The sequence below is a fragment of the Macellibacteroides sp. genome (assembly GCF_050251695.1).
Lineage (GTDB): Bacteria > Bacteroidota > Bacteroidia > Bacteroidales > Tannerellaceae > Macellibacteroides > Macellibacteroides fermentans.
In genome coordinates, this window is the sequence record NZ_JBFWMI010000002.1 from 1 (window position 1) to 24,165 (window position 24,165).

At 40.7% G+C, this 24,165-nt stretch carries 22 protein-coding genes; 11 read left to right on the forward strand and 11 right to left on the reverse strand.

Annotated elements, in window-relative coordinates; all coding sequences use genetic code 11:
- Positions 1–529, reverse strand: a 529-nt coding sequence (locus AB7E53_RS00410; protein WP_446773543.1) for a TPM domain-containing protein, incomplete at its 3' end; no start/stop codon positions are given.
- Positions 530–539: 10 nt separating this feature from the next.
- Positions 540–1,127, reverse strand: coding sequence for a LemA family protein (locus AB7E53_RS00415; protein ID WP_446771152.1), 588 nt, complete (start codon positions 1,125–1,127; stop codon positions 540–542).
- Between the two features lie 147 nt (positions 1,128–1,274).
- Here AB7E53_RS00415 and AB7E53_RS00420 point away from each other — a divergent pair, with 147 nt between their 5' ends.
- The gene (locus AB7E53_RS00420; protein ID WP_089418928.1) at positions 1,275–1,730 is read left to right on the forward strand and encodes a septal ring lytic transglycosylase RlpA family protein; all 456 of its coding nucleotides are present in this window, start codon (positions 1,275–1,277) and stop codon (positions 1,728–1,730) included.
- Positions 1,731–1,741: 11 nt separating this feature from the next.
- Entirely contained in the window at positions 1,742–2,677 is a 936-nt protein-coding gene (locus AB7E53_RS00425) for a UDP-glucuronic acid decarboxylase family protein (RefSeq protein ID WP_446773546.1), read from the forward strand.
- Between the two features lie 200 nt (positions 2,678–2,877).
- Here AB7E53_RS00425 and AB7E53_RS00430 read toward each other — a convergent pair whose 3' ends face one another.
- Positions 2,878–4,647 carry a sensor histidine kinase gene (locus AB7E53_RS00430; RefSeq protein ID WP_068185496.1) on the reverse strand — a complete coding sequence of 590 codons (1,770 nt, stop codon included), beginning with the start codon at positions 4,645–4,647 and terminating at the stop codon, positions 2,878–2,880.
- Positions 4,648–4,657: 10 nt separating this feature from the next.
- Positions 4,658–5,344, reverse strand: a complete 687-nt coding sequence (locus AB7E53_RS00435) for a response regulator transcription factor (RefSeq protein ID WP_446773548.1) — start codon at positions 5,342–5,344, stop codon at positions 4,658–4,660.
- A gap of 193 nt (positions 5,345–5,537) precedes the next feature.
- On the opposite strand from AB7E53_RS00435, the gene AB7E53_RS00440 reads away from it, so the two are divergent.
- The 3 genes from AB7E53_RS00440 (at position 5,538) to AB7E53_RS00450 (ending at position 7,985) form a co-directional block, all read left to right on the forward strand.
- Positions 5,538–6,824, forward strand: a complete 1,287-nt coding sequence (locus AB7E53_RS00440) for an L-cysteine desulfidase family protein (RefSeq protein WP_446773549.1) — start codon at positions 5,538–5,540, stop codon at positions 6,822–6,824.
- Between the two features lie 59 nt (positions 6,825–6,883).
- Positions 6,884–7,108: a CDGSH iron-sulfur domain-containing protein gene (locus AB7E53_RS00445; protein WP_068185467.1), complete on the forward strand. Its 225-nt coding sequence runs from the start codon at positions 6,884–6,886 to the stop codon at positions 7,106–7,108.
- A gap of 376 nt (positions 7,109–7,484) precedes the next feature.
- Entirely contained in the window at positions 7,485–7,985 is a 501-nt protein-coding gene (locus tag AB7E53_RS00450) for a thioredoxin family protein (RefSeq protein ID WP_068185464.1), read from the forward strand.
- Between the two features lie 73 nt (positions 7,986–8,058).
- Here the strand turns inward: AB7E53_RS00450 and AB7E53_RS00455 are convergent, their stop codons facing one another.
- From AB7E53_RS00455 to AB7E53_RS00480, 6 genes are all read right to left on the reverse strand, one after another.
- On the reverse strand, positions 8,059–9,144 hold the full coding sequence (locus tag AB7E53_RS00455) for an LptF/LptG family permease (protein ID WP_068185461.1): 1,086 nt from the start codon (positions 9,142–9,144) through the stop codon (positions 8,059–8,061).
- A gap of 3 nt (positions 9,145–9,147) precedes the next feature.
- Complete coding sequence (gene tgt, locus AB7E53_RS00460) at positions 9,148–10,278, reverse strand: tRNA guanosine(34) transglycosylase Tgt (protein ID WP_446772327.1); 1,131 nt, start codon at positions 10,276–10,278, stop codon at positions 9,148–9,150.
- 58 nt (positions 10,279–10,336) lie between these two features.
- On the reverse strand, positions 10,337–11,926 hold the full coding sequence (locus AB7E53_RS00465) for a 4Fe-4S dicluster domain-containing protein (RefSeq protein WP_446772328.1): 1,590 nt from the start codon (positions 11,924–11,926) through the stop codon (positions 10,337–10,339).
- A complete protein-coding gene (locus AB7E53_RS00470) occupies positions 11,926–12,858 on the reverse strand; it encodes a DUF362 domain-containing protein (RefSeq protein ID WP_068185452.1) in 933 nt (310 codons plus the stop codon). The genes AB7E53_RS00465 and AB7E53_RS00470 overlap by 1 nt, the downstream gene beginning before the upstream one ends.
- Positions 12,859–13,076: 218 nt before the next feature.
- The gene (locus AB7E53_RS00475) at positions 13,077–13,727 is read right to left on the reverse strand and encodes a response regulator transcription factor (protein WP_179398381.1); all 651 of its coding nucleotides are present in this window, start codon (positions 13,725–13,727) and stop codon (positions 13,077–13,079) included.
- Positions 13,728–13,742: 15 nt separating this feature from the next.
- On the reverse strand, positions 13,743–14,978 hold the full coding sequence (locus AB7E53_RS00480; RefSeq protein WP_371689572.1) for a PLP-dependent transferase: 1,236 nt from the start codon (positions 14,976–14,978) through the stop codon (positions 13,743–13,745).
- Positions 14,979–15,384: 406 nt separating this feature from the next.
- Between AB7E53_RS00480 and AB7E53_RS00485 the strand changes: the two genes are divergently transcribed.
- Genes AB7E53_RS00485 through AB7E53_RS00505 form a run of 5 tightly spaced genes read left to right on the forward strand, consistent with a single transcriptional unit; the run spans position 15,385 to position 23,112 of the window.
- A complete protein-coding gene (locus AB7E53_RS00485; protein WP_446773552.1) occupies positions 15,385–18,456 on the forward strand; it encodes a SusC/RagA family TonB-linked outer membrane protein in 3,072 nt (1,023 codons plus the stop codon).
- A gap of 12 nt (positions 18,457–18,468) precedes the next feature.
- Entirely contained in the window at positions 18,469–19,830 is a 1,362-nt protein-coding gene (locus AB7E53_RS00490; protein ID WP_446773554.1) for a RagB/SusD family nutrient uptake outer membrane protein, read from the forward strand.
- A gap of 32 nt (positions 19,831–19,862) precedes the next feature.
- A complete protein-coding gene (locus AB7E53_RS00495; RefSeq protein WP_350457092.1) occupies positions 19,863–20,441 on the forward strand; it encodes a TlpA disulfide reductase family protein in 579 nt (192 codons plus the stop codon).
- Between the two features lie 12 nt (positions 20,442–20,453).
- Positions 20,454–21,911, forward strand: coding sequence for an amidohydrolase (locus tag AB7E53_RS00500; RefSeq protein WP_446773556.1), 1,458 nt, complete (start codon positions 20,454–20,456; stop codon positions 21,909–21,911).
- 22 nt (positions 21,912–21,933) lie between these two features.
- Entirely contained in the window at positions 21,934–23,112 is a 1,179-nt protein-coding gene (locus tag AB7E53_RS00505) for a dicarboxylate/amino acid:cation symporter (protein WP_068185408.1), read from the forward strand.
- Between the two features lie 19 nt (positions 23,113–23,131).
- Here AB7E53_RS00505 and AB7E53_RS00510 read toward each other — a convergent pair whose 3' ends face one another.
- Complete coding sequence (locus tag AB7E53_RS00510) at positions 23,132–23,458, reverse strand: cupin domain-containing protein (protein ID WP_068185403.1); 327 nt, start codon at positions 23,456–23,458, stop codon at positions 23,132–23,134.
- Between the two features lie 79 nt (positions 23,459–23,537).
- Here AB7E53_RS00510 and AB7E53_RS00515 point away from each other — a divergent pair, with 79 nt between their 5' ends.
- A complete protein-coding gene (locus tag AB7E53_RS00515) occupies positions 23,538–24,152 on the forward strand; it encodes an HAD family hydrolase (RefSeq protein WP_446773558.1) in 615 nt (204 codons plus the stop codon).
- Positions 24,153–24,165 lie beyond the last annotated feature (13 nt).

Consider the following 24,165-nt stretch of genomic DNA (forward strand, 5'->3'; position numbering starts at 1 on the left):
CTCCCACTGCGGCAACACCTTTAGCCATACCCTGACTAAAATTACCAGCTTTCAGATCTGGGATCATATAGTTTTGTTGTAACCGGTAGCAAATAGCGTCAGGCAAAATTCCTTCAATGCCATAGCCGGTCTCAAATACGACAGCGCGTTGTGCCGGGTCTGTTACAAGCAATATAAGTAGTCCGTTGTCTTCTCCTTTTTTCCCAATACCCCAATGTTTAAATAAATCCGTAGCAAACATGCGGGCATCATTATCTCCAATCGACTCAATGGCTACCACAGCAACTTCGATGGACAGCGAATCCTCTACAAGCTGCAGCATTTGGTTGATTGTGGTAACATCCTCCGGCAAAATGATACCATCCGGATTGCTAACCCTGTTGTTGCGATCGCTTACATGGGCATTGGGGACTGTCTCGATGGTGTACGAAGCAGCCTGTACTGACGATTGAAAGCAACTGATTGCCAAAAATAACACAAGCAGACCGGCAACCCGTCTGCTTGTGAATTTAATCTTATTTAAAAGCATAGTTTATACATTAAAATTCAACGGTTGGAGCTTTTTCTGCACCTGATTCGGCTGCGAAGTAAGCTTTTGGATGAAATCCAAACATGCCGGCCAGAATATTAGTAGGGAAACTACGGATATTGGTATTGTAATTTTGTGCAACTTCATTGAAGCGCTTACGTTCTACCGAAATTCTGTTTTCCGTACCTTCCAGCTGTGCTTGTAATTCCATAAAGTTCTGATTAGCCTTCAAATCGGGATAACGTTCAACCACAACCATTAAACGGGATAAAGCACTACTAAGTTCACCCTGAGCAGCCTGAAACTGTTTCATAGTTTCTTCGTTAAGATTGGTAGGGTCGATGGTTGTTTTCGTTGCATTTGCACGTGCGTTTATTACCCCCTCAAGCGTGGCCCGTTCGTGTGATGCATATCCTTTTACTGTATTTACCAGATTCGGAATCAGGTCTAATCTTCGCTGATACTGATTTTCTACCTGGCTCCAGGCTGTTTTTACACTTTCGTCCTGAGTGACCATTGAGTTATAGACTCCTCTTACCCAAAAGAAAAGCACTAAAACAACGGCAATAATAATCCAAAGGGTCTTGTTCTTAAACATTTTGTTCAACTTTTTATTTTACATATTATAAAATACAAAAATACACTGTTTTATCAATATATAGGCTTTTATAATGAAAGAAATGAGATAGGATTGGTTGTTTTTAAGAAAATAAAATTACATTTGCGTACAATAACAAGCTGATTTATGGCTAATCTAATGCGATTTCTTTCTTTATCGATTCTTGTCTGGTTTAGTCTGGATGGTTTACACGCACAAGAAGAAGGGCTTGCATCCTATTATCACAAACGGTTTCATGGAAAAGTTTCGTCCAGCGGACGGATTCATGATGCAGAGGAGTTAGTTGCTGCTCATCGTACCCATCCTTTCGGAACCTTTCTTCGCGTTACAAATTTAAGCAATCTCAAAAGTGTTATTGTATGTGTTACAGATCGCGGACCGCGACGAAAAAGCCGAATTATCGATGTTTCCTATAGTGCTGCCGAATTGCTGGGCTTTATAAGTAAAGGAATTGAAAGGGTTAGGGTAGAGGTTGTTCCGGGTATACCAGATTTGAGATACCTGGATTTGATATATCCTAAAATGCCTTACTTAGATGCAGCTAAGTTCAGATCGGCTATTCCTTATCGTATGGATTATTAAAAATTGATTAAATGAAGCAAATACTGGTAACCGGGGGAGCCGGTTTTATTGGGTCGCACTTGTGTGCCCGCTTATTGAAGGAAGGCAATTATGTGATCTGTCTGGATAATTTCTTTACCGGATCTGTAAAAAACATACTCCATCTTCAGCAGAATCCTTTTTTCGAATTTGTACGTCATGATATAACCACTCCTTTTTCGGCCGAGGTTGAAGAGATTTACAACCTGGCTTGTCCGGCTTCTCCTGTGTATTATCAGGAAGACCCCATTCAGACAGTTAAGACTTCTGTTATGGGAGCTATTAATATGCTTGGACTGGCAAAACGAAAAAAAGCCAAAATATTACAGGCGTCAACAAGCGAAGTATACGGAGATCCGTTTGTGCATCCGCAGACCGAAAGTTATTGGGGTAATGTAAATCCGATTGGTCCCCGTTCCTGTTACGACGAAGGAAAGCGATGTGCCGAAACCCTTTTCATGGATTACCACCGGCAGAATGATGTCCGTATAAAGATAATCCGGATATTTAATACCTATGGCCCGTATATGAGCGCCAATGATGGGCGTGTTGTATCTAATTTTATAGTTCAGGCATTGCAAGGCATCGACATTACAATTTATGGCGATGGCACGCAGACCCGTAGTTTTCAGTATGTAGACGACCTGATTGAAGGGATGGTACGTATGATGCAAACGGACGATGATTTTACGGGTCCGGTTAATATCGGTAATCCGGGAGAATTCTCTATGCTTGAGTTGGCCCAAAAGGTTATTGAGATGACTGGTACTAAATCTAAAATTGTTTTCAGACCTTTACCGGGTGACGATCCCAAACAACGTAAACCGGATATTACTCTGGCTAAAGAAAAACTGGGAGGGTGGGAGCCTAAAGTTAATCTGGAAGAGGGACTAAAAGAAACTATAAAGTACTTCAAAACAATTTTGTAGTAATTAACAACATTTGGACTATTAAGAACTTAGGCAGATTCCTGCCATAATCTATTTTTTTTTACTTATATAAGCTAATCGTTGGACCATGGTCTATTTATCGTTGAACCTAGGTCAAGATATCGTTGGACCATGGTTCAACGATATTTCAACCATGGTCCAACGATTAGATCTTCGTAATGAAAAAAACTATTCTTCGTTTACACTCGCTTCTTTAGGGTAAATAAAAACTCTAATCCTCCCTCGGGGCGATTTTTGGCAAGGATTTGTCCTTTGTGAAAGTTAACACCATTCTTTACGATAGACAAGCCAAGTCCTGTTCCGCCTACCTTTCGGCTTCTACCTTTATCCACTCTGTAAAACCGTTCAAATATGCGATTTATATGTTCTTCGCTTATTCCTATACCATTATCGGCAAAACTGAAATAGTAATACTTCGGATCTTCTTTGTAACAATTAACTGTAATAGTTATCCCTTCGCCGGCATAAGCGATGGCATTGTCGTACAGATTCCGGAAGATTGAATATAATAAGGAGTAATTTCCGTAAATTACGGGATTGCCCGGAAGAATAATATTGGTTTCAATTCTCTTTTCGGCTAATTCTTTTGAACACTCCTTTTGTATTTCGCCTAGTAATCTTTTGATACTGATTTCACTCAGGTCAAACATGTCAGACGCTTCATCCAGGCGATTCAGAACGGAAATATCCCTTAGCAATCCTGTTAGTCGGGTACTTTGCGAATAGCAACGTTCTATAAAAAACTGTCGTTTCTCAGGTGCCAGATTAGGATTGGCGATAATGGTCTCGAGGTATCCCTGAATACTGCTTACAGGTGTTTTAAGTTCGTGCGCTACATTCTGGGTAAGCTGACGTTTCATCCGGCTCTCTTCTTCCTGACGCGAAATGTCGCTTATTGACAATTCGTAGCTGTTATCCAGGAATAAAATACATTCAATGAGAAAAATCTTTCCGTTTTTATCCACAGTAAGCGATTCTCTAAGCACTTTTCTTTTACGATTCGGGTCAACCATACTACGTCTCAGAAAACTTCTTATCGGTTCCATTTCCGGGATGGAAATAGCTTCTTCCGCATTTTTGATCTGTTTATCGGATATTACATTTATATATTGATTGAAAAGAATATTGGATAAGGTTTCCTTGCCTTCGCCAGAAAACATGGCAAACCCCTCTTTCGAATACTGAAAATGTTTGATCAGCTTTTCTCTTTCCATCGACAATGCATCTTTAGCTATTTGCTGCTTATGATAAAGTGTAACTATATTCTGCGAAATATCACCTAATTCATCATTGGAAAATGTGTAGGCAGTCTCTACAACCCTGTCTTTTTCCATCACATGGGCAAAATTCCGCAGCTTGGAAATCGTACGTCCGATGCTAAAAGTAAACCGGGAAAGGACGATAAAGAAGATGGTAGTCATCAGAATCATAAAGTATATAAAATCCTTATCAATAGATAGTTCGCTTTTTACGTACGTATCATAAGGTAATGCCGAACGGTAGATATAATTATCTATCAAATTGGCCGAATAGAAATAGCGTAATCCGGTTGTAGTAGACTTGCGGATGGCAAATCCTTTATTGTTTATTCTTGCACTTTTAACTTCACTTCGGTTGTTGTGATTGTTTAATTCTTCCGGATGGATGTTGTCGAATACGACCAATCCCGTAGGATCAATAATCGTAATTCTAAGCTCTTTTTGCGGAATTTCAGTCAGAAACTGAGCTAATGTAGAATCTATATTGGCCGACTGATGGGTGCGTTGGTAAATTTGATAATTGTAATTTTCGAGGACTTTATTAAGCTTATCCTGCGAAAATTCTTTTTCGCGCTGAAACTGAAATAGCAGGAAGCAAAATGTAAATCCAAGAAACATGGAGAAGACCGACCAAAACAGACGCTGGCTAAATGGAATTCTGTTATCGGTTGTTTTTTCAATTTGAACCATCTTCGTTACTTTAATATTCAAAACAATAACCAAAACCAAGTCTGGTAACTATGTTTTTACCGTAGATACCTATTTTTTTTCGTAGCCGGGTAATATTTACATCAATCGTGCGATCAAGAACATACACTTCGTCTTTCCATATGCGCGATAAAATCTCTTCTCTTGAAAATACATTTCCTTTATTTTCGAGCAACAGCTTTAAAATTTCGAATTCTTTTTTTGTTAAAGGAACCTCTTGTCCGTTTACGGAAGCTTTAATGCGCTTGGTGTCCAGAATCAGAGTCTCGTAGGCTAATAATTCGGGTTCTTGTTCAAGAGGTTTGGATGCTGTACGCCTTAATACGGCCTTAACCCGGGCAACAACCTGACGGATTGAAAAAGGTTTGGAGATGTAATCGTCGGCACCCAGATTGAAACCGGTAAGAAGATCATTTTCCGTATCTTTGGCCGTCAGAAATATGATGGGCATTTTGGCTGTCTTTTCATTTTTCCGAAGCATGTTTGCCAACTTGAATCCGGATATTTCTCCCATCATTACATCCAGAAGTAATAAATTATAGGAGCTTATATCTAATTTCAGGGCATCTTCGGCGCTAAATGCGGTATCAACATCGTAACCCTCAATTTCGAGATTAAATTTTAATATTTCGCACAAATCTTCTTCATCATCTACAACAAGAATACGGGTAGTTGCCATAATTCAATATGTTAAATAGTTTATTACAAAAATAATTATTTTATGCAAAAGAACTCTTATTTTGTTTCGGCGTAATGAAATAAATATTACAAAAGTATTACAGACTGTCTGATTATACAAATTGATACTATTTATATGGAGCTGAAAGAAATATTAGATACCTTTGCATAACACAAATAAGCATGAATTACATATGGATATTACAATACAGAAACAGATCATAGAACTAATTAAACGCGAAGTGGTTCCCGCCATCGGATGTACCGAGCCTATGGCCGTGGCACTTGCAGTAGCTAAAGCATCTGAAACTCTAGCCAAAACACCTCAGAAAATAGAAGTATTTCTTAGTGCAAATGTTCTTAAGAATGCAATGGGTGTTGGTATTCCCGGAACAGGTATGATCGGATTGCCTATTGCTGTTGCTTTAGGAGCTTTGATTGGTAAATCCGAATACGGACTGGAGGTATTGAGAGATATTACTCCTCAAAGTCTTGAAGAAGGAAAAAATATGATTGAGAAACGATGTATTGATATATCATTGAAAGATAATGTTGATAAGCTATATATAGAAGTAATCTGTCGTTATGAGGCTGAGTATTCAAAAGTAATTATTCAGAAAGAGCATACACAGGTGGTTTTGGTTGAAAAGAACGGCGAAAAACAACTTGATAAACAAGAAAGCGATACACTTGATACCAACCTTCAGGAAGACGAAGTTGCATTGACCTTCTCCAAAGTATTCGATTTTGCGACTCAAACGCCTGTTCACGACCTTGAATTTATGCTTGAATCGGCCGAACTTAATCGTCGTGCTGCCATTTCATCAATTAATGGAAGCTATGGACACACTGTTTGTAAAACAGTGTCTGGAGTAAATGGGAAAAAGTATTTGGGAGATTCGGCTTTTACGCATATGCTTTCTATGACTGCTGCAGCATGTGATGCCCGAATGGATGGCGCTTTTATTCCAGTAATGAGTAATTCGGGGAGTGGAAACCAGGGAATAGCCGCTACGTTACCTGTGTTAAGTTTTGCCGACGATATTAAATGTTCGCAGGAGCAACTAATAAGGGCTCTTACTTTAAGCCACCTGATGGTTATTTATATTAAACAGAGTTTGGGCCGTTTATCTGCTTTATGCGGATGTGTAGTCGCTGCTACAGGAGCGAGTTGTGGAATAACTTACCTGATGGGAGGGACTAAGTTGCAATTATCCTATGCTATAAAAAATATGATTGGAAACATCACAGGTATGATTTGTGATGGGGCTAAGCCAAGTTGTGCCATGAAAGTATCCAGCGGCGTTTCTACGGCCATGCTTTCGGCCCTTATGGCGATAGAAAATAAGGTGGTTACCTCTTCAGAAGGTATTATAGACGACGATGTTGACAAGTCTATTGCCAATTTAACGGCTATTGGGTCGATAGGGATGGAGGCTACCGACAAGCTTGTGTTGCAGATTATGACAAAAAAAGCGTAAACATATCAAACTCTCACTATGTTATAACTGTAGGTTGATAAAATTCCAATCAGAATCCTATGGGAGATAACGAAAGCAAACAATCAATTGTTGAAGTGAAGATTATTGAAAAAGGTCCGGTTGTAATACATGGACCTGTTAAGGTTACAACTCCCGATGGAATGGTTGTAGTAAGGGATATGTGTGCTATATGCAGATGTGGCAATTCCAAAAACCTACCCTACTGCGATGGTTCGCATTTAACCCAATCAAAGCATGTGTATGAACACGAAGAGTTTTTTTAATTTATATTTTACCTTACTCTGTAACCCTTTGACATTATTATTTTCAATCGTTTTATAGTTTAAGCCAGACTATTTAGGTTTGTTTACATGTTAAATAACATCTTTGAGTGGCGTGTTTTGTTCTATAAAACATATAAAAAAAGTTGTTTTTATGCAGAAAATTGGTTTAAGATTTGGACTGTAAACCAATTTGCACCTATATTTGCCGCCGTAAAACGACAGAAACTATTCTTTAGAGAAAGATAGGACCGTTTTACTTTCCTGAAAATCAGGAGTCGGTTTTGTGATAAAATGATATGCAGCCTTCGGAAATGAAGGAATTGTTTGTTTGAAAGTTATGTTGCAAATCGATTAAGTTTAACGTAAAAATTACATTATGAAGGTTAGAGCTTATGTTCTCCTTGTATTTGCAGGTATATTGACTATGTCTGCTTCTACAAAAAAAGCGAGTCTGTCCGAAGGTAACACTCCGGGAAATCTTGCTCCGAGAATAGAGTCCATGGATAACGGCCGTGAGGTACGTTTCCAGAATCATTCCGGCAAATACACGCTGTTAAATTTTTGGGCTGCGTATGATGCGGAATCCAGGGCGCGAAACATTCAGTTGTGGAATGAGGTTAACAAGTTGAATTCATCAGAAATTGAAATGATTTCAATCTCTTACGACAAGAGCCCTTCTGTTTTCTCAGAAACAGTTAAAGCAGACAGGTTGAATCAGGAAAATCAATTTCGTGACGAACAGGGTGCTGAATCAGAGTTGTACAAGAAGTATGGCTTGAAAAAAGGATTTAGGAACTTTTTAATTGACGACAAAGGTGTAATAGTCGCAGTGAATGTTTCTCCAAAAAATCTCCCTGAAGAATTAAGAAAAGATTAATCTACAATGAGTATGCAAAGAGGGTGAATCAATATTGATTCACCCTCCTTTTTTTTATATTTTCATTCGTATATTATCTGGGAGCCCTCCTGTATAGGAAAACAGCAATCATCGTATAAATAATATTTGGAATCCAAGCGGCAACAAACGGACTAACATAGCCGTTTATAGCAAAGGTGGATGTTACAGTCATAAACAGAATATAAGAAAAACTTAGAGCAAGTCCAATCCCGATGTTAAGTCCCATTCCCCCTTTAATTTTACGCGAAGAGAGAGATGCTCCAATCGTTGTAAGAATAAATGCGGCCATCACTGTGGCAAAACGCTTGTGATATTCAATTTGGAATGTCTGTATATTCCCAATACCTCTTTTCTTCTGCCGGTTGATGTAGACTTCCAACTGTGGAGTTGTCATCGTTTCGCAATCGTTAACCGATATAAGAAAATCGGAAGGTACAATAGTAAGGGTGGTATCTTTACGACTGCCGCTTTGTATGGTTTCGCGCATCCCCTCAAAATCACGTATCATGTAATCGATGACTGTCCATTGATACAGGGAATCATACTTGATTGAGTTGGCTGTAAGACGGGAGATTAATTTTTTATCTTTAAAATGTTCCAACGAAAAACGATACCCCATATTGGACCGGGCCTCGTAGCGATCGAAATAGGCAAAAACTCCGGGTTCAACTTCAAGCTGTACGTTCTTAGCATACAACATTTGCTTATTCTTTATGTATTTGTTCTGGAAATCGATACGCGTACTATTTGCCGGGGGTATGATAAAACTGTTTAATACAAATGTTAAGGTTGCTATGATTGCTGCCGAAACGGCATAGGGCATCATAAGCCGCCTGAAACTCATTCCACTGGCCAACATTGCAATTATTTCTGAATTGTCTGCCAACTTCGACGTAAAAAAGATTACGGCGATAAAAGTAAACAGGGGACTAAACAGATTGGCGAAATAAGGAATAAAATTCAGGTAGTAGTCCAGAATGATATCTTTCAACGGAACGTTAGGCTGCAGAAACTTGTCAATTTTCTCATTAATATCGAACACAACCGAAATGGAGATGATCAACATTATGGCAAATACATAGGTTCCAAGGAACTGCTTGATAATGTATTTGTCGATCCGTTTCAATTTGAATTTCATGGATTATAATCTGTTTGAAAGTTGAGTAATCATACCACTTTTCCATATTGAGAAATCGCCGGCGATAATGTGCTTCCGAGCTTCACCCACTAACCATAAATAGAATGCCAGGTTATGTATTGAAGCTATCTGCAGGCCAAGCAATTCATTTGTTTTGAAAAGATGTCGTACATAAGCCTTGCTGTAAAGCGAGTCTACATACGATGTGCCTTCTGTATCAAGAGGTGAGAAGTCGTTTTCCCATTTCTGGTTACGCATATTCATTGTTCCATATTTGGTGAAAAGCTGCCCATTACGTCCGTTTCTTGTTGGCATGATACAGTCAAACATATCAACGCCCCTTTCTATGGCTTCCAACAAATTTACAGGTGTTCCAACTCCCATCAGATAGCGTGGCTTGTCTTTAGGAAGGATATCGTTGACGACTTCAATCATTTCGTACATCTTTTCAGTAGGCTCACCTACAGCCAATCCACCAATTGCATTTCCATCGGCGCCCTTAGAAGCTACGTTTTCTGCAGCACGTATCCGCAAATCAGGATAAACACATCCTTGTACAATCGGAAAAAGGCTTTGGTTATATCCATACATGGGATCAGTGCTGTTGAAGCGGTTAAAGCAACGATCTAGCCAACGCTCTGTAAGTCCCAGCGATTCTTTGGCATAGTTATAATCGGCGTCACCTGGACAACATTCATCAAATGCCATAATGATATCGGCTCCAATGGTTCTTTCAATATCCATTACTTTTTCCGGAGTAAATAAATGTTTAGAACCATCAATGTGGGAACGGAATTCGGCTCCTTCTTCATGCAATTTGCGGTTTTCCGCTAATGAAAACACTTGAAAACCTCCACTGTCTGTCAGAATAGGTCCATTCCAGCTATTAAACTTATGTAAACCTCCGGCTTGTTTCAGTATTTCGAGTCCCGGTCGCAGATAAAGGTGATAAGTATTACCCAAAATAATCTGAGCTTTGATATCTTCCTTCAGCTCGGTCATATGAACAGCCTTAACAGAGCCCTGGGTTCCAACAGGCATAAAAATGGGCGTCTCAATTACCCCGTGATCGGTAGTAATCAAGCCCGCCCTTGCATTTGTTTTAGTATCTTTGTATTGAAGTTCGAATTTCATTCGGTAAAATTTTACGCAAAGTTACTTCTTTCCTTCATAAGGAGCAAAAGAAGAAAGCCTAAAAACCGAATTCGTCAACGACTACCTCTTTGATTTCTTCTTCTTTTGGCTTTTCAGCGAGAAGATGCACTTCGTTTGCTTTAATGATGATGGCCCTAGCCGGACGTGCCGGGCAAATTGATTCGCAACCACCGCACCCGATACATATTTCCGGTTCAACTTGCGGAATTCTCAAATCACCCTTATAGGGAACCATTTTTACGGCCTGAGTGGGGCAGTGTTCCGAACAAGCACCGCAATCTGTTCCATCAATCTCGACAATACACCGATGTTTAATGAAATGCGCAATACCAACCTGTGTTGTTATCTTTTGTTCGACTGTTAGTGGTTTGATTGCGTGATTCGGACAAACATCCGAACAAACCGTGCATTCGTAATTGCAATAGCTGCTGTTGTACGAAAGATGCGGTTTTAAAAGGTAATCAAATCCATATTCCAGTCCGGCAGGTTTTAAAATATGAGTAGGGCATTGCACTACACATAAATGACAGCCGGTACATGTATCCTTAAATCGTTCCAGACTGATTGATCCGGGAGGAGTTACAGGCGACCAATTAGCTTCATTTTCTTCTCCATGAGCTCTTTCTCTATGTCTTTTTTGTCCGTTTACCTGTTCAGCAAGCGCAGCTGCTAAAGGGACGGTGGAGGCAACGGTGATGCCTGTAGACAAGAATGAACGCCTGCTTGACGATACATTTGCAGTTTTTACGGTATCCTTATTGATTTCTTTATTTTTAAATAAAGGATTTATACTGTAATGAAGCGCATCTTTCGAGCATGATGATATGCAATTAAAACAATCTACGCACCGTGAGTTGTCCACATGCATACTTGCCATGTCAATTGCCTCGGCTTTACATGATTTCTCACATTTACCACATTGAATACATGCGTTTTTATCAAAATTGATATTCAACAGTGAATAGCGTGAAATGAGTCCAAGTAAAGATCCTACCGGACAAAGTGTGTTACAGAATAAACGACCTCTCCAGGCTACCAGACCGATGAAAAGTAATAGAACAACTGCACCTGCAATCAAGGAAGGTATAGTAATCGTTTCAATTGTTACATGGTACAGTGTATAATTGTCGAACTTCATCAATACATCGGCTATCAGGTTGTTACCCCATATAACCAACGGTCTGAATAGGTTGGCAGCCACCCTGCCGAAGTTACTGTATGGATCAAGCAATAGTAATAATTCGATAGATCCGGCTACAGCCAACAAGGTCGTTAGGGCAAGTAATCCGTAACGAAACCAGTTCATGGGTTTTTTATATCTGAACCGGCGTTTTCCATTCTTTTTCTTTTTACCGATACAATAAATCCGGTTAATGATGTCCTGCAAAACACCTGCAGGACAAATAACAGAGCAATAAAGCCTTCCAAAAACCAGAACAAGCAATAACTGCGCAATGATTATCCACAGTATGCCTGCAAGGATGGCTGGTACTATCTGCAAATGCAGAAGGCCATGCAAACTATCGGGTAATAGATTTGCAAAATCTACAAAATACAAAATGATAGGTACAAAAAAGAGGATTGCGAGAATAACTCGCAACCTCTTCAATAAGCTAGTTTGTTTCATTATATCTTAATACGTTTGATCGTTAATTTATCCAGGTTTGAGGTGCCTAGTTTAAGGGCTTCTCCTTTACCTATGTGTCCTACGGCACTAATATCTAATTTCTCAACCTGATTAAAGAATCTCAACGCAGCTGTGTCTGTAGCAACAATATTGGTAGATGCGATCAATGTTTTAAGTTGAGCTACATCCGAAAGGCTTTTTCCTTGTGGACCGTTTTTATGCATGATTCGATATGCATCCACAATATTCAGTACCGGTTTTTTATTCCATGTACATATGTCGGCAATACATTGCTGCAAATCATTTGAATGGAAATAACGTCTGTCCCAAACAATCCCCATGTAATTTTTCATTGCACAGGTAAGCTTGGCACCACCATGATTTTTAAGCACCGGTACATTTATCCAGACATCAGCTTCAATAAGAGATTCATGAATTTTGGCATTCTTAAGCGTAACGCCTCCGGGTATTGCTACTTCTTTGTAATATTTTTCATCATTACCAGGCATCATGATACCTCCGGCCTTTTTAACAGCATCTGATATCCCGCTGGTTTCATAACATTTCTGCCAGTTATCGCACGTATGGTCAAATACGGTTACTTTCTGGGCTCCGGCACCAAGACATTTCTTTACTAAAGCGGCTACTAATTCCGGATTTGTATTTCCTGCCATTTCCGGAGCGCGGTCCCATCCGATATTCGGTTTAATTACAACCTTTTGTCCTTTCTTTACAAATTTGCCAATTCCGCCTAAAGCCTCAAGAGCTTTGTCTAACATTGCTGCAGGTTCTCCACCCATTACGGCAACTAAGTCGGGAGCCTTCTCTACAGCAACTGTATTAGAAGATAAGGCTGCCTGCAAGCCATCAAAATTTAATGATAATGCAGCACCCGCCACTGCACTGGTCTTTAAGAAATCACGACGTTTCATATTGTGTATTTAGGTATTAATTGTAGGCTAAGCATATAAAGATTTAGCAAATATAGTGTTATTATATAGATTTATATCCTTAAATGTGTGAAAAAGTGCAAAATACAGGTTGTGGAGATGTGGTTATATATCGAATCTTAATAATTGCAGATTATCGAGATAGTTTATGTGATTAGTAAAAATCCAACCGTGATAGAGGATATCCGGTTGGATTTTTATTAAATATAGTATTCAGCAGAATCAACTATCCCAGCACGAAGGGCGTATTTTGTAGCTTCGTGCACATTGTTTACAGCAAGTTTACGAAATATATTTTTTCGATGAGTGATTATGGTATGCGTGCTGGAAAAACGCTCGGAGGCAATCTCTTTTGTTGTCCTTCCCAATGCAATCAGTTTAAGAATTTCTTGTTCTGTAGAAGTGAGAATACTATCTTGCTTTTCAGCCATTACTTTTTTGCTTAACAATAAATTGGTAATACGGTGACAAATAAAACGTTCCGAATCTATCGCATATTGCAGAGCTGCTTCAATTTCCTCTTTGTCACAGTCTTTCATTACCACACTGAATTTATCGGAGCTGAAAACGATGCGACGCATAAATTCTTCACTAAGCTCGTCCGAAAACAGGATCCACTCAGCATCTTTGAAGCGTTCGCTTAGAATAATCAGCTCATCAGCTCCGGCTATATCAAAAAGTGTGTAATCAAGGATCACCACCGCCTTGGGGAAAGCGGTGAGCTCTCGTATAAGCTCTTTTTTTGTGTCGGCTTCTACCGATTGAACAGTACCGGGCATTCTTTCCAAAAGAAAAAGAATACCCGCTTTGGTGATGTCTTGATTATCAGCAAGGATAAAAGGCTTCGACATATGTTTTCTATTTATTTAAGGTAATGCCTGCTTAATATCTGTTAGTAAGTCGTTTACCGTTTCCAGTCCTACCGACAAACGTATGGTTTTCGAATCTACATCCATGGCAACACGCTGCTGCTCTGTAAAGGTACCGTAAATAGTGCTGGCCGGATGAATTGCCAGTGTTTTGTTGTCAAATAAATTGGTCGCACGCCTAATAAGCTTTAACTTATTCATGAATGCAAAACATGCTTCCCTTGAAGCTAAATTAAAGGTAAGCATTGCCCCCGGAAGCGGACCGAACTGGGAAGTACTGATGTCGTAGTATGGATTACCCGGCAATCCTGTATAGTTTACTGATTCTATGTTTTCCAACTTCTGCAGTTCCTTTGCAAGTTCCAGACAAGTAGCTGCCTGCCTCTCAAACCGGATAGACATCGTTTCGATTCCAAGCGTTTGCATATAAGCCACCTGAGGAGTCATGTAGGCACCCAGGTTACGGTGGATCTCTTTACGCATTTTAAAGGTAAAAGCCTTTTGTGAACCAACCAGGGCCGATACGTCTTTAAGACGTGCAGAATTAGACCAGTCGAATGTACCGTAATCCAATATTAGTCCACCTGTACTTGTTGCACCTCCAGAAATGTATTTAGTGCTGGATACAATCTCAATATCCACACCAAAGGTTACCGCTTTAAAGATATTGAAAGGAACTACCGTGGTATCAGCTATCAGCGGAACACCTGCCTCTTTACCTATCGTACTCAAAGCTTTAAGATCGGCAACTTCCATCTGCGGATTGGTAATCACTTCGAGAAAGATCGCACATGTATTTTGATCAACATGTTTCCTTACTTCAGCAGGGTTGGTTAAGTCGCAGAAACGTGTTTCCACACCAAAAGCACCCAATGTATTGAGTAAAAATGAATACGTATTTCCAAATAAGTGTCTTGATGTAACTATATTAGCTCCAGAATATGCTATTGCCATCAATGTGTTGCTAATAGCTGCCATTCCGGAATTAAGAGCGGTCACCCCCATAGCGCCCGTAATCATACGGATTCGGTCTTCAAAATATTGTACTGTAGGATTTGTGATCCTTGAATATGCATGATCGGTTGTACGGCCGCAGAAAGCAGCTTCCATATCTTCAGCCGAATCGAATTCGTATGCAGCTGTATTATATACAGGCATAGAAAGCGAATGATATACATCTGCTTTTTCGTAAGGGGTATTTAATACCCGGGCTTCAAAACTAAAATCTTCCATTCTTCTAACTACCTATTTGTTTTAAGATTCCGGCAACGACTTAATATGTGTTACCAATTCCTTTCCTAGAAGTAGCAAAGGTAATTAAATTTGAAAATCTAGCTGCAATTACAATCATATTCTTGCACATATACCATAAACATGGTATGCGTATACCTGTAGCATGTTATTTTGTATGGATTTGATAGCTCATAGATTTGCATCGTGAATTATGTTTAATTTTTAAATAAAAAAACAAAGATTATGAAACAAGTAAAAACTTCCATGTGCACGACAATGTGTTGTAGCATGATGAATATGTCTATGTATATGCATAGCATGTGTAAAACCCAGCACTCCGCTTTAAAAGAAAATAGTAATAAACATCGCATTAATAAGGTTATAAATCGTAAATTATTATACCAATATGAACCAGTTAATATACAAAATAACAATCCTTATATTTATTTTAAATCCTCTTCTGTCGCACGTCAGAGCAGATGAAAAACCAGCAGGTATATTCCTGCAAGGTAACGTCCGAAATAAAACTGGCGAACCCTTGATAGGTAGTACCATTCAAGTACAAGGAACTTCTATAGGTTCTACAACCGATCTGGACGGTAATTTTACTATAACCGATATTCCTTCCAGAACTAAAATAACCCTACTGATTAAATATATCGGTTACAAACCCTTGATTAGGGAGCTCAAAAACACTTCATCAGAACCACTTCAGATAATATTGGAAGAAGATGCGCTCGGTTTAGACGAAATTGTAGTTACGGGGTATACTCAAACGAAGAAGAATGCACGAACCAGTGCAATAACGGAGGTAAAATCGGAAGATCTTAAAGATGTTTCAGGCAGTAGCTTTGGCGAAAAGCTACAGGGTCAGGCCAGTGGTTTACTTGTATCGTCCACCAACGGCGTACCCGGATCTGCCATGTTAGTAAGATTGCGTGGAACAACTTCCATTAATGCGGGTAACGAACCGTTGTATATAGTAGACGGAGTATTTGTGAATAACAAAACGCTTCAGGGAATTCGTAGCGGCGGACAGACAACCAATCCGCTAGCCGATCTCAATCCAGCGGATATTGAAAGTGTGGAGGTATTAAAAGACGCCAACGCCACAGCCATATATGGTGCGAGGGGAGCCAATGGAGTTATTATAATTACAACCAAACGTGGAGCTTCAGGTAATAAAACCACAGTTCAGTTTAATTCTGAATTCGGTTTTTCCCATTACGATAAATTGTGGGATCTTACGACAGGTCCCGAACATGCCCTTATACTAAATGAAGCACATATAAATGATGGAAAATCGTATGAGAGTAGACCTTATCGTCCTGTAAGTGAGGTAGTAAACGGAGTTCCGGGACAAGGCACACCAGAAGAGCAGGGAACGTACGACCGCCTTGGATTATTGTTCCGTACCGGATTGCAACAAACGTATAACCTTTCTTTGTCGGGAGGAAACGAACAGACCCGATTTTATGTGTCAGGAGAATATACAGATCAGGAGTCTATTATTAAATTGCAGGACTTCCAGCGTTACGGTTTTAGACTCAATCTGGACCACGATCTGTCGAAGCAGCTAAAGTTTGGATTCAGCACATCATACGCAGAGACTCTTCGTGAAATCTGCCGAACCGGAGATACCGGAGGAATCCTTAACACAGGTCTCCATACACCCACATTAACCCCCATATTAAATATAGATGGTACATACAACAGTGCCGAACGTTTTAACAATCCCTATTTGTTGCTCGAAAACAGTAATCATCATGCAAATGGCTCTCATCTTATTGCAAATACGTTTCTGAAGTGGCAGTTATTGAACAATCTTTCCTTTAAAACATCATGGAGCATTGATAACAGTACGTATCATGAATTTGTCTATTACAATGCAAAAATGAATGAAGGGAAATCTACCAACGGCAGTGCTACCGATGTAAATACAACCAATAAATTGTGGATTGCCGAGCAGCTGATAAACTATTACACATCTATTGGCGAAAAGAATTTCATCTCATTATTCTTAGGTAATACATTGCAACGCAATGTGGTGGAACGTGCCAGCATTACGGGGATAAATTTCCCCGGGATAGAATTTACTACTATCTCATCGGCAGCGGTAACTACCGGATCTACTTCGGGCAAAATCCCGTCGGGCATAATCTCATATTTTGGTGGAGCAAACTATAGTTACGCCGACAAGTACAGTGCCGATTTTAATTTTCGGGCCGATGCTTCTTCCCGTTTTGGAAAGAGTAACAAATGGGGATACTTCCCTTCCGGAGGTGTATCCTGGAGAATAGGACAGGAGACATTCATCAAGGACAACCTGCCTGCCGTTTCGGAATTAAAGGTCAAGGCTAGTATAGGGTGGACAGGTAATCAGGAAATAGCCGATTTCGCCTCCCTGGGTCTTTGGACAGGAGGAAGCAACTACCTTGATTTGCCTGGCATCTCTCCCTATCAGTTGGCTAATTCGGATCTAAAGTGGGAAACAACCCGGCAGTGGAATATCGGTTTGGAATCGGCATTTATTAATAATCGTCTCAATATACAGCTTAATTACTATAACAAGTACACAACTGATTTATTACTGAGTGTCCCTGTCCCTGCTAAGACAGGCTTTGCCTCAACATTTGATAATCTGGGTGAAATGAGTAATAAAGGATTCGAATTGGAGATAAATTCACAAAATATCCGAAAAACCGATTTTGAATGGTCTACCTCCATTAATTTATCTCACAATGCCAATAAAATTGAAAAACTCCCGGTTTCATTTACCCAATACAACCGCGATTGGGTACGTCTGGAAGAGGGATATCCTATGTATTCATTCTGGTTGTATAAACAATTGTATGTTGATCAGCAGACCGGTAATGCGGTGTACGACGATTCCCGTACCAAGGATGGGAAAATTACAACAGACGACAGGCAGATAGTAGGGGATGCCTGGCCCGATTTTACCGGAGGGCTTCGTAATACATTCCGGTATAAGAATTTTGATCTGTCGATATTATTCTATTTTTCCGTTGGAAACGATGTGTTTAATATGAATCGCTATTTTCAGGAGCATGCAGGTTCACGAGGCGTTTCGTGGTCTTTACAAAAAAGCATGATGGACAGGTGGACCAAACCGGGTGATATTACCGACATTCCCCGGGTAACTACACTTGCCAATGCTGATGGTAGCTATAATCATAATTTTGAAAGTAGCCGGTTTTTGGAGGATGGATCCTTTATTAGATTGCGTAATGTATCTCTAGGTTATACACTTCCACGCTTTATGGTTGCCAAAGCCGGACTACAGCGTGTAAAGTTGTATGCTAATGCAACCAATCTGTTAACGTTTACCGGATATTCCGGTGCCGACCCGGAAGTAAATGCAGCAGCGGATTTTTCTAATGCTACAGTACAGGGCCTCGATTTTTCTACGCCTCCTCATCCACGAACCTTTGTGTTTGGAATAAACATTACTTATTAAAAAACGGAAATCATGAATAATTATAATATAAGAAGAAATATAGCAACGGGAGTAGCAGCACTAACTCTTCTGCTTACCTCGTGCGAAAGTTATTTCCTGGAACCAGATTCGCCTCAGTATATTGCCGATAATATCTCGATTGTAGATGCTAAGTCGGCCGAAACAGCTTTGCTGGGCGTTTACAGTGCATTACAGCATAGCGAATATTATGGAGGAGACGGATTTCAGTCGGCCGTCAATCTGGCAGGTGGCGAATTGATTTGGGTCGGTACCCAGAATCACTACAATACCTTTGTGACTCATACTTACCGGGCGGATAATCGTACCCTGAACGATTCATGGCAAGCAATCCACAAAGTGGTGAACGGAGCCAACCATATCATTGCCAAAGTACCGTTGTTGAATGAAACAGGACTTACAGACCAACAACGTAATCAATTGTTGGGAGAGGCGTATACCTTACGTGCATTGGCTCAGTTTGACTTGGCCAGAGCCTGGGGAAATATCCCTTTGGTTTTACAACCAACCCTCAATGCAACCGACTTTTCCGGATTGAAACAAAGCAATCGTCAGGAGGTGTATAAACAGGTACTAAGCGATCTTGACAAAGCAGAACAGTTAATTGGAAATAATTCCAACATCAACAGAGTTACTCTTCCTGCCATATATGCTTTTAAGGCAAGAGTATACCTCTATACTGAACAATGGGATAAGGCAGAAGCCTACGCATCCAAAGTAATTGTTAATACGGCATTTGACCTTGTCAGTTGGCAGACTATCCTTTCCGGAAAGAATACAAGGGAATCGGTGTGGGAGCTGGCATTCAGCACCGCAGATAAAAGTAGCTACTTCTCGGTTTGGTCGTCCGATGCGTACCGTAACACACTGGCTCCGTCAAAAGCTTTATATAACAGGCTGCGGGATCCGTTGATCGGAGGTGCCAGATCAGCCTTGATTAAGGATGTTTCAACACCATCAAAAACCGATTTCTATGTACAACTTCTATATTGGAGATCTAATAATGATAACCCTACTTATCTGTTCCGTCTGGCCGAACAATATCTTATTCGCTCCGAAGCAAGGAGTAAAAAAGAAACTCCCGATTTAGTCGGGGCATTGGCCGACCTGAATGCTGTACGTAACCGCTCGTCGATAGCCTCATTTGAATCCACATCCAGGGAGGAGATTCTTTTGGCCATAGAAGAAGAACGCAGGGTGGAGTTTGCCTTCGAGCCACACAGGTGGTTTGATCTTGTCCGAACCGGAAGAGCTGGCACCGTATTGGGGGTAAAGGATACGCAAAAATGGATTTTCCCTATACCTTATAACGATCTTGCAGCAGATCCGTCACTGGTTCAAAACCCGGGTTACTGATTTGAATTATTTAATCATAAACATTGAACAATATGAATAATCTATTTAAACAAAAAGAAAAATTTCTTATAGCTGCCTTTCTGGTCCTATTAACTACACCATTGTACAGTCAGCTTTCATCAAAAGAAACGACCCCTGCCGTGCATAAAGATAGCACAGGATATATTGTTAAAGTTGGCGATAAAGCTCCTGTATTTACAATTACGCTGACCGACGGGCGTAAAATTACTCCAAAGGAATTGAAGGGTAAGGTGGTATTGTTGCAGTTTACAGCTAGCTGGTGTGGGGTTTGCCGTAAGGAGATGCCTCACCTTGAAAAAGATATCTGGCAAAAATATAAAGACAATCCTCATTTTGTATTTATTGGGATTGATCGCGACGAACCGCTCGAAACCGTAATCAATTTTGCAAAGCAGACCGGAATTACGTATCCTTTAGGACTTGATCCCGGCGGAAAAATCTTTTCTCTGTATGCCCAGCCAAAAGCGGGAATAACACGCAATGTGCTGGTCGATAAAACAGGAAAGATAGTCTACCTTACACGTTTGTTCAATGAAGAAGAATACAATGGATTAGTAAAAAAGGTAGACCAGATACTCAGTCACAAATAAAAAAATTGGATAATGAAACAATATATAGCTATTATAACGGCTTTGTTGCTGGTATGGCCAGCATATGCCGCATCGAAGAAAAACAAACAACCATCGCTTAATAATGTAGCGATCAGCTACCTGGATAATTCTTTCCAGCAATACGACGCATTACAAAAGCAGATATGGGCTAATCCCGAATTAGGATTTTTGGAAACTTTCAGCTCCTCATTGCTACAGAAGCATCTGGTGGAAAATGGTTTTGATATTGAAACTGGAGTGGCAGGAATGCCTACTGCTTTTGTGGCAACTTATGGTAGCGGTGAGCCGGTAATAGGTATTCTGGCCGAATTTGATGCGCTCCCCGGATTGTCTCAAGACACAGTTCCTTACCGAAAACCGTTGGTTGAGGGAGGCAACGGTCATGGATGCGGACATAATGTGTTTGGCGTAGGTTCGGTTGCCGGAGCCGTAGCTATAAAGCAATGGCTATCCGAACATAAGCATGCCGGCACAATCAAGGTATTCGGTACACCGGCTGAAGAAGGTGGAGGAGGTAAAGTTTACATGGTAAGAGATGGCTTTTTTAAAAATGTGGATGTAATACTTGACTGGCATCCGGGTACAGGAAACAGAGTGAGTGTGGGTACCGGAACGGCTATTCAGATGATTGACTATAGTTTTACAGGTAAGGCATCTCATGCAGCCGGAGCACCAGATAAAGGCAGGTCGGCATTGGATGGGGTAGAGGCTTTCAATTACATGGTGAACCTTTTACGTGAACATGTTCCCACCTCGTCCCGTATTCATTATGTGATTACAAATGGAGGAGAAGCTCCCAACGTTGTTCCCGAATTTGCCAAAGTTTCTTATTATATTCGCAGTCCTAAGCGGGAAGTTCTGAAGGAGCTGACCAATTGGATAGAAAAGGCTGCCGAAGGAGCGGCATTGGGGACTCAGACCAAGGTTTCTTCAGAAATTATTTCCGGGTTTTACGAGAAGCTTCCAAACCGTAAACTAGCCGAACTGGTTCAAAAGAAACTTGAAATCGTAGGAGGTATAAAGTATGATGCACGCGAGAGAGCATTTGCAGAAGAAATTCTGAAGACGGTAAACCGGGATAGCTCTGCATTGAGTGAAGTTGCCCGGATTGCTCCCCTCAAAGAAGAAGAGCCATCCCAGGGAGGGGGTTCGTCTGATGTGGGTGATGTAAGCTGGAATGTTCCAACTGTAAGTTTTACAACAGCTACCTTTATTCCGGGATCGGCCGGACACAGCTGGCAAAATGTTGCATCAGACGGTACAACCATCGGCACCAAGTCGCTTATTAATTCGGCTAAGGTTTTTGCACTTTCTGCCATCGAACTCTATACCAACCCCTCTTATATTGAGGAAGTAAAGGAGGAGTTTGATAAACGCAGAGGCAACGAGTTCAAATACGATCCTTTGTTGGGCGACAGAAAGCCTGCGCTCGATTACAGGGTAAGATAATGCTATAAAATAATAAGGTTACATGAAAAAATTCTTTACAAGTACAATCGTTCAGCTGCTGGCCGGGGTGATTGCAGGTATATTGCTTGGAACTGTTGCCAATGAGCAGGCAATGTATGTAGTGGTTTCAGTAAAACACATTCTAGGGCAACTCATCTTCTTTATGGTGCCACTTATCATATTAGGTTTTGTGGCACCCTCCATCGCCCGGTTGAAGAACAATGTGGGAGGGATGTTAGGTATAGCGTTGCTTTTAGCCTACACATCATCGGTTGCCGGAGGTTTGTTTGCTGCGTTTGTTGGATACGAAGCCATTCCCTTTCTTCACGTTGATACTGCTGGCTCAACCCTGAAAGAAATACCTGCCATGCTATTTCAACTGGATATTCCCCCTGTGATGTCTGTAATCAGCGCATTGGTATTGGCATTGATGCTCGGGATTTCGGCGGTGTGGATCCGATCGTCTGTTGTTCAGGATCTGCTGGAGTCGTTTCAGCAAATGATTTTGCTACTTGTAACACGTGTCCTTATTCCCGTACTGCCTTTCTTTATTGCTGCAAACTTCTGTGTGCTGAGTTACGAAGGCTCCATTGCCAGTCAGCTTCCCATTTTTGTTTCGGTCATACTTATTGCCATTGTCTGTCATTACATATGGTTGTTTGTGCTTTATGGTCTGGCTGGTATCTATGCAGGAAAAAATCCGTTACGGGTACTCAAACATTACGGTCCCGCCTATCTTACGGCAGTAGGCACTATGTCATCTGCTGCAACATTGGGCGTTGCCCTTCAGTGTGCAGGTAAAAGTGATGTGCTTCGCAAAGATGTGACCGATTTTTCAATCCCGTTGTTTGCCAATGTACATCTTTGCGGATCGGTAATTACGGAGGTCTTTTTTGTGATGACAGTTTCGCAAGTGTTATATGGAGTAATACCGCCTCTTGCAACAATGATTACTTTTGTGTTCTTGCTGGGGATATTTGCCATTGCAGCACCCGGAGTGCCGGGAGGTACAGTCATGGCTTCTTTAGGTATTGTTCTTTCAGTGTTGGGCTTTGACGAAGCCGGTACAGCCTTGTTGCTTACTATATTTGCACTTCAGGATAGTTTCGGCACAGCATGCAACGTTACAGGCGACGGAGCTTTGTCGCTTGCACTTACCGGATATGCCAATAAAAAAGAAAACGATCTGATTCCGGAATAATCCGGAATCAGCGTTTTAATTATCCTTTAACCATGGAAAGTAACATTTTGAACCGTTTGATAGCATGTAGAGCGTGTGGTACATTGGCCGGCATAATGATGGTCTGTCCGGCTTTTAGAATGTGAGGTTGCCGGTTAATTGAAATCTCGGCTTGGCCGTCCAGAACCTGAACTACAGCATTGTAAGGCGAAGTATGCTCTGTTAGTCCCTGACCCTCATCAAACGAAAAGAGAGTTAGGTTACCGGAATCTGTTTTAATCACTTGTTTACTAACCACACCACCTTCGGCATAATCAATCATCTGTTCCAGATTGAGAACAGTTCCTTTTTCAAAACCTATATTCATCTTTCTCTAATTTATATGTTTATTTGATAAACAGCCGCGAGACATAGAAAGTTGCTGTTTTTTTGTAAGTTTGCATCCTATGAAAAATATAAAGAATCTACTGATAGATATGGGCGGAGTGCTGATAGACCTGGACCGCCCCCGTTGCATCGCTTCGTTCGAAAATATTGGAATAAGTGACATCCGCAGTCTGATTACCACCACCTACCTGCAGGAAGGGCTTTTTATGAAGATAGAGGAGGGAAGTATTACGCCCGACCAGTTTCGTGATGGGATCCGTAAGCTTAGTAATCAACCCCTTTCCGATCAGCAAATAGACGATGCGTGGATCTCTATGCTGGATCATATGCCGCCCGCACGATTGGAACTGTTACTTGAGTTGCGAAAAAAATACAATGTTATGTTATTAAGCAATACCAACGCAATACACTGGGATTGGATATGCCGTAACCGCTTCTCGTGGAATGGACATACACCTTCCGATTATTTTCACACCTGTTACCTGTCGTACCAGCTTGGTATGCTGAAACCCTATCCGGATATATTTAATCACGTTGTAAAGGATGCCGGAATACTTCCTGCAGAAACTCTCTTGATAGACGATGCAGTTCCCAACTGCGAAACAGCGGCCTCCCTTGGATTTAAAACCTATACGCCAAAGGAGTTTGAAGACTGGTCACATCTTTTTTGCTGAGATTCTGTATAAT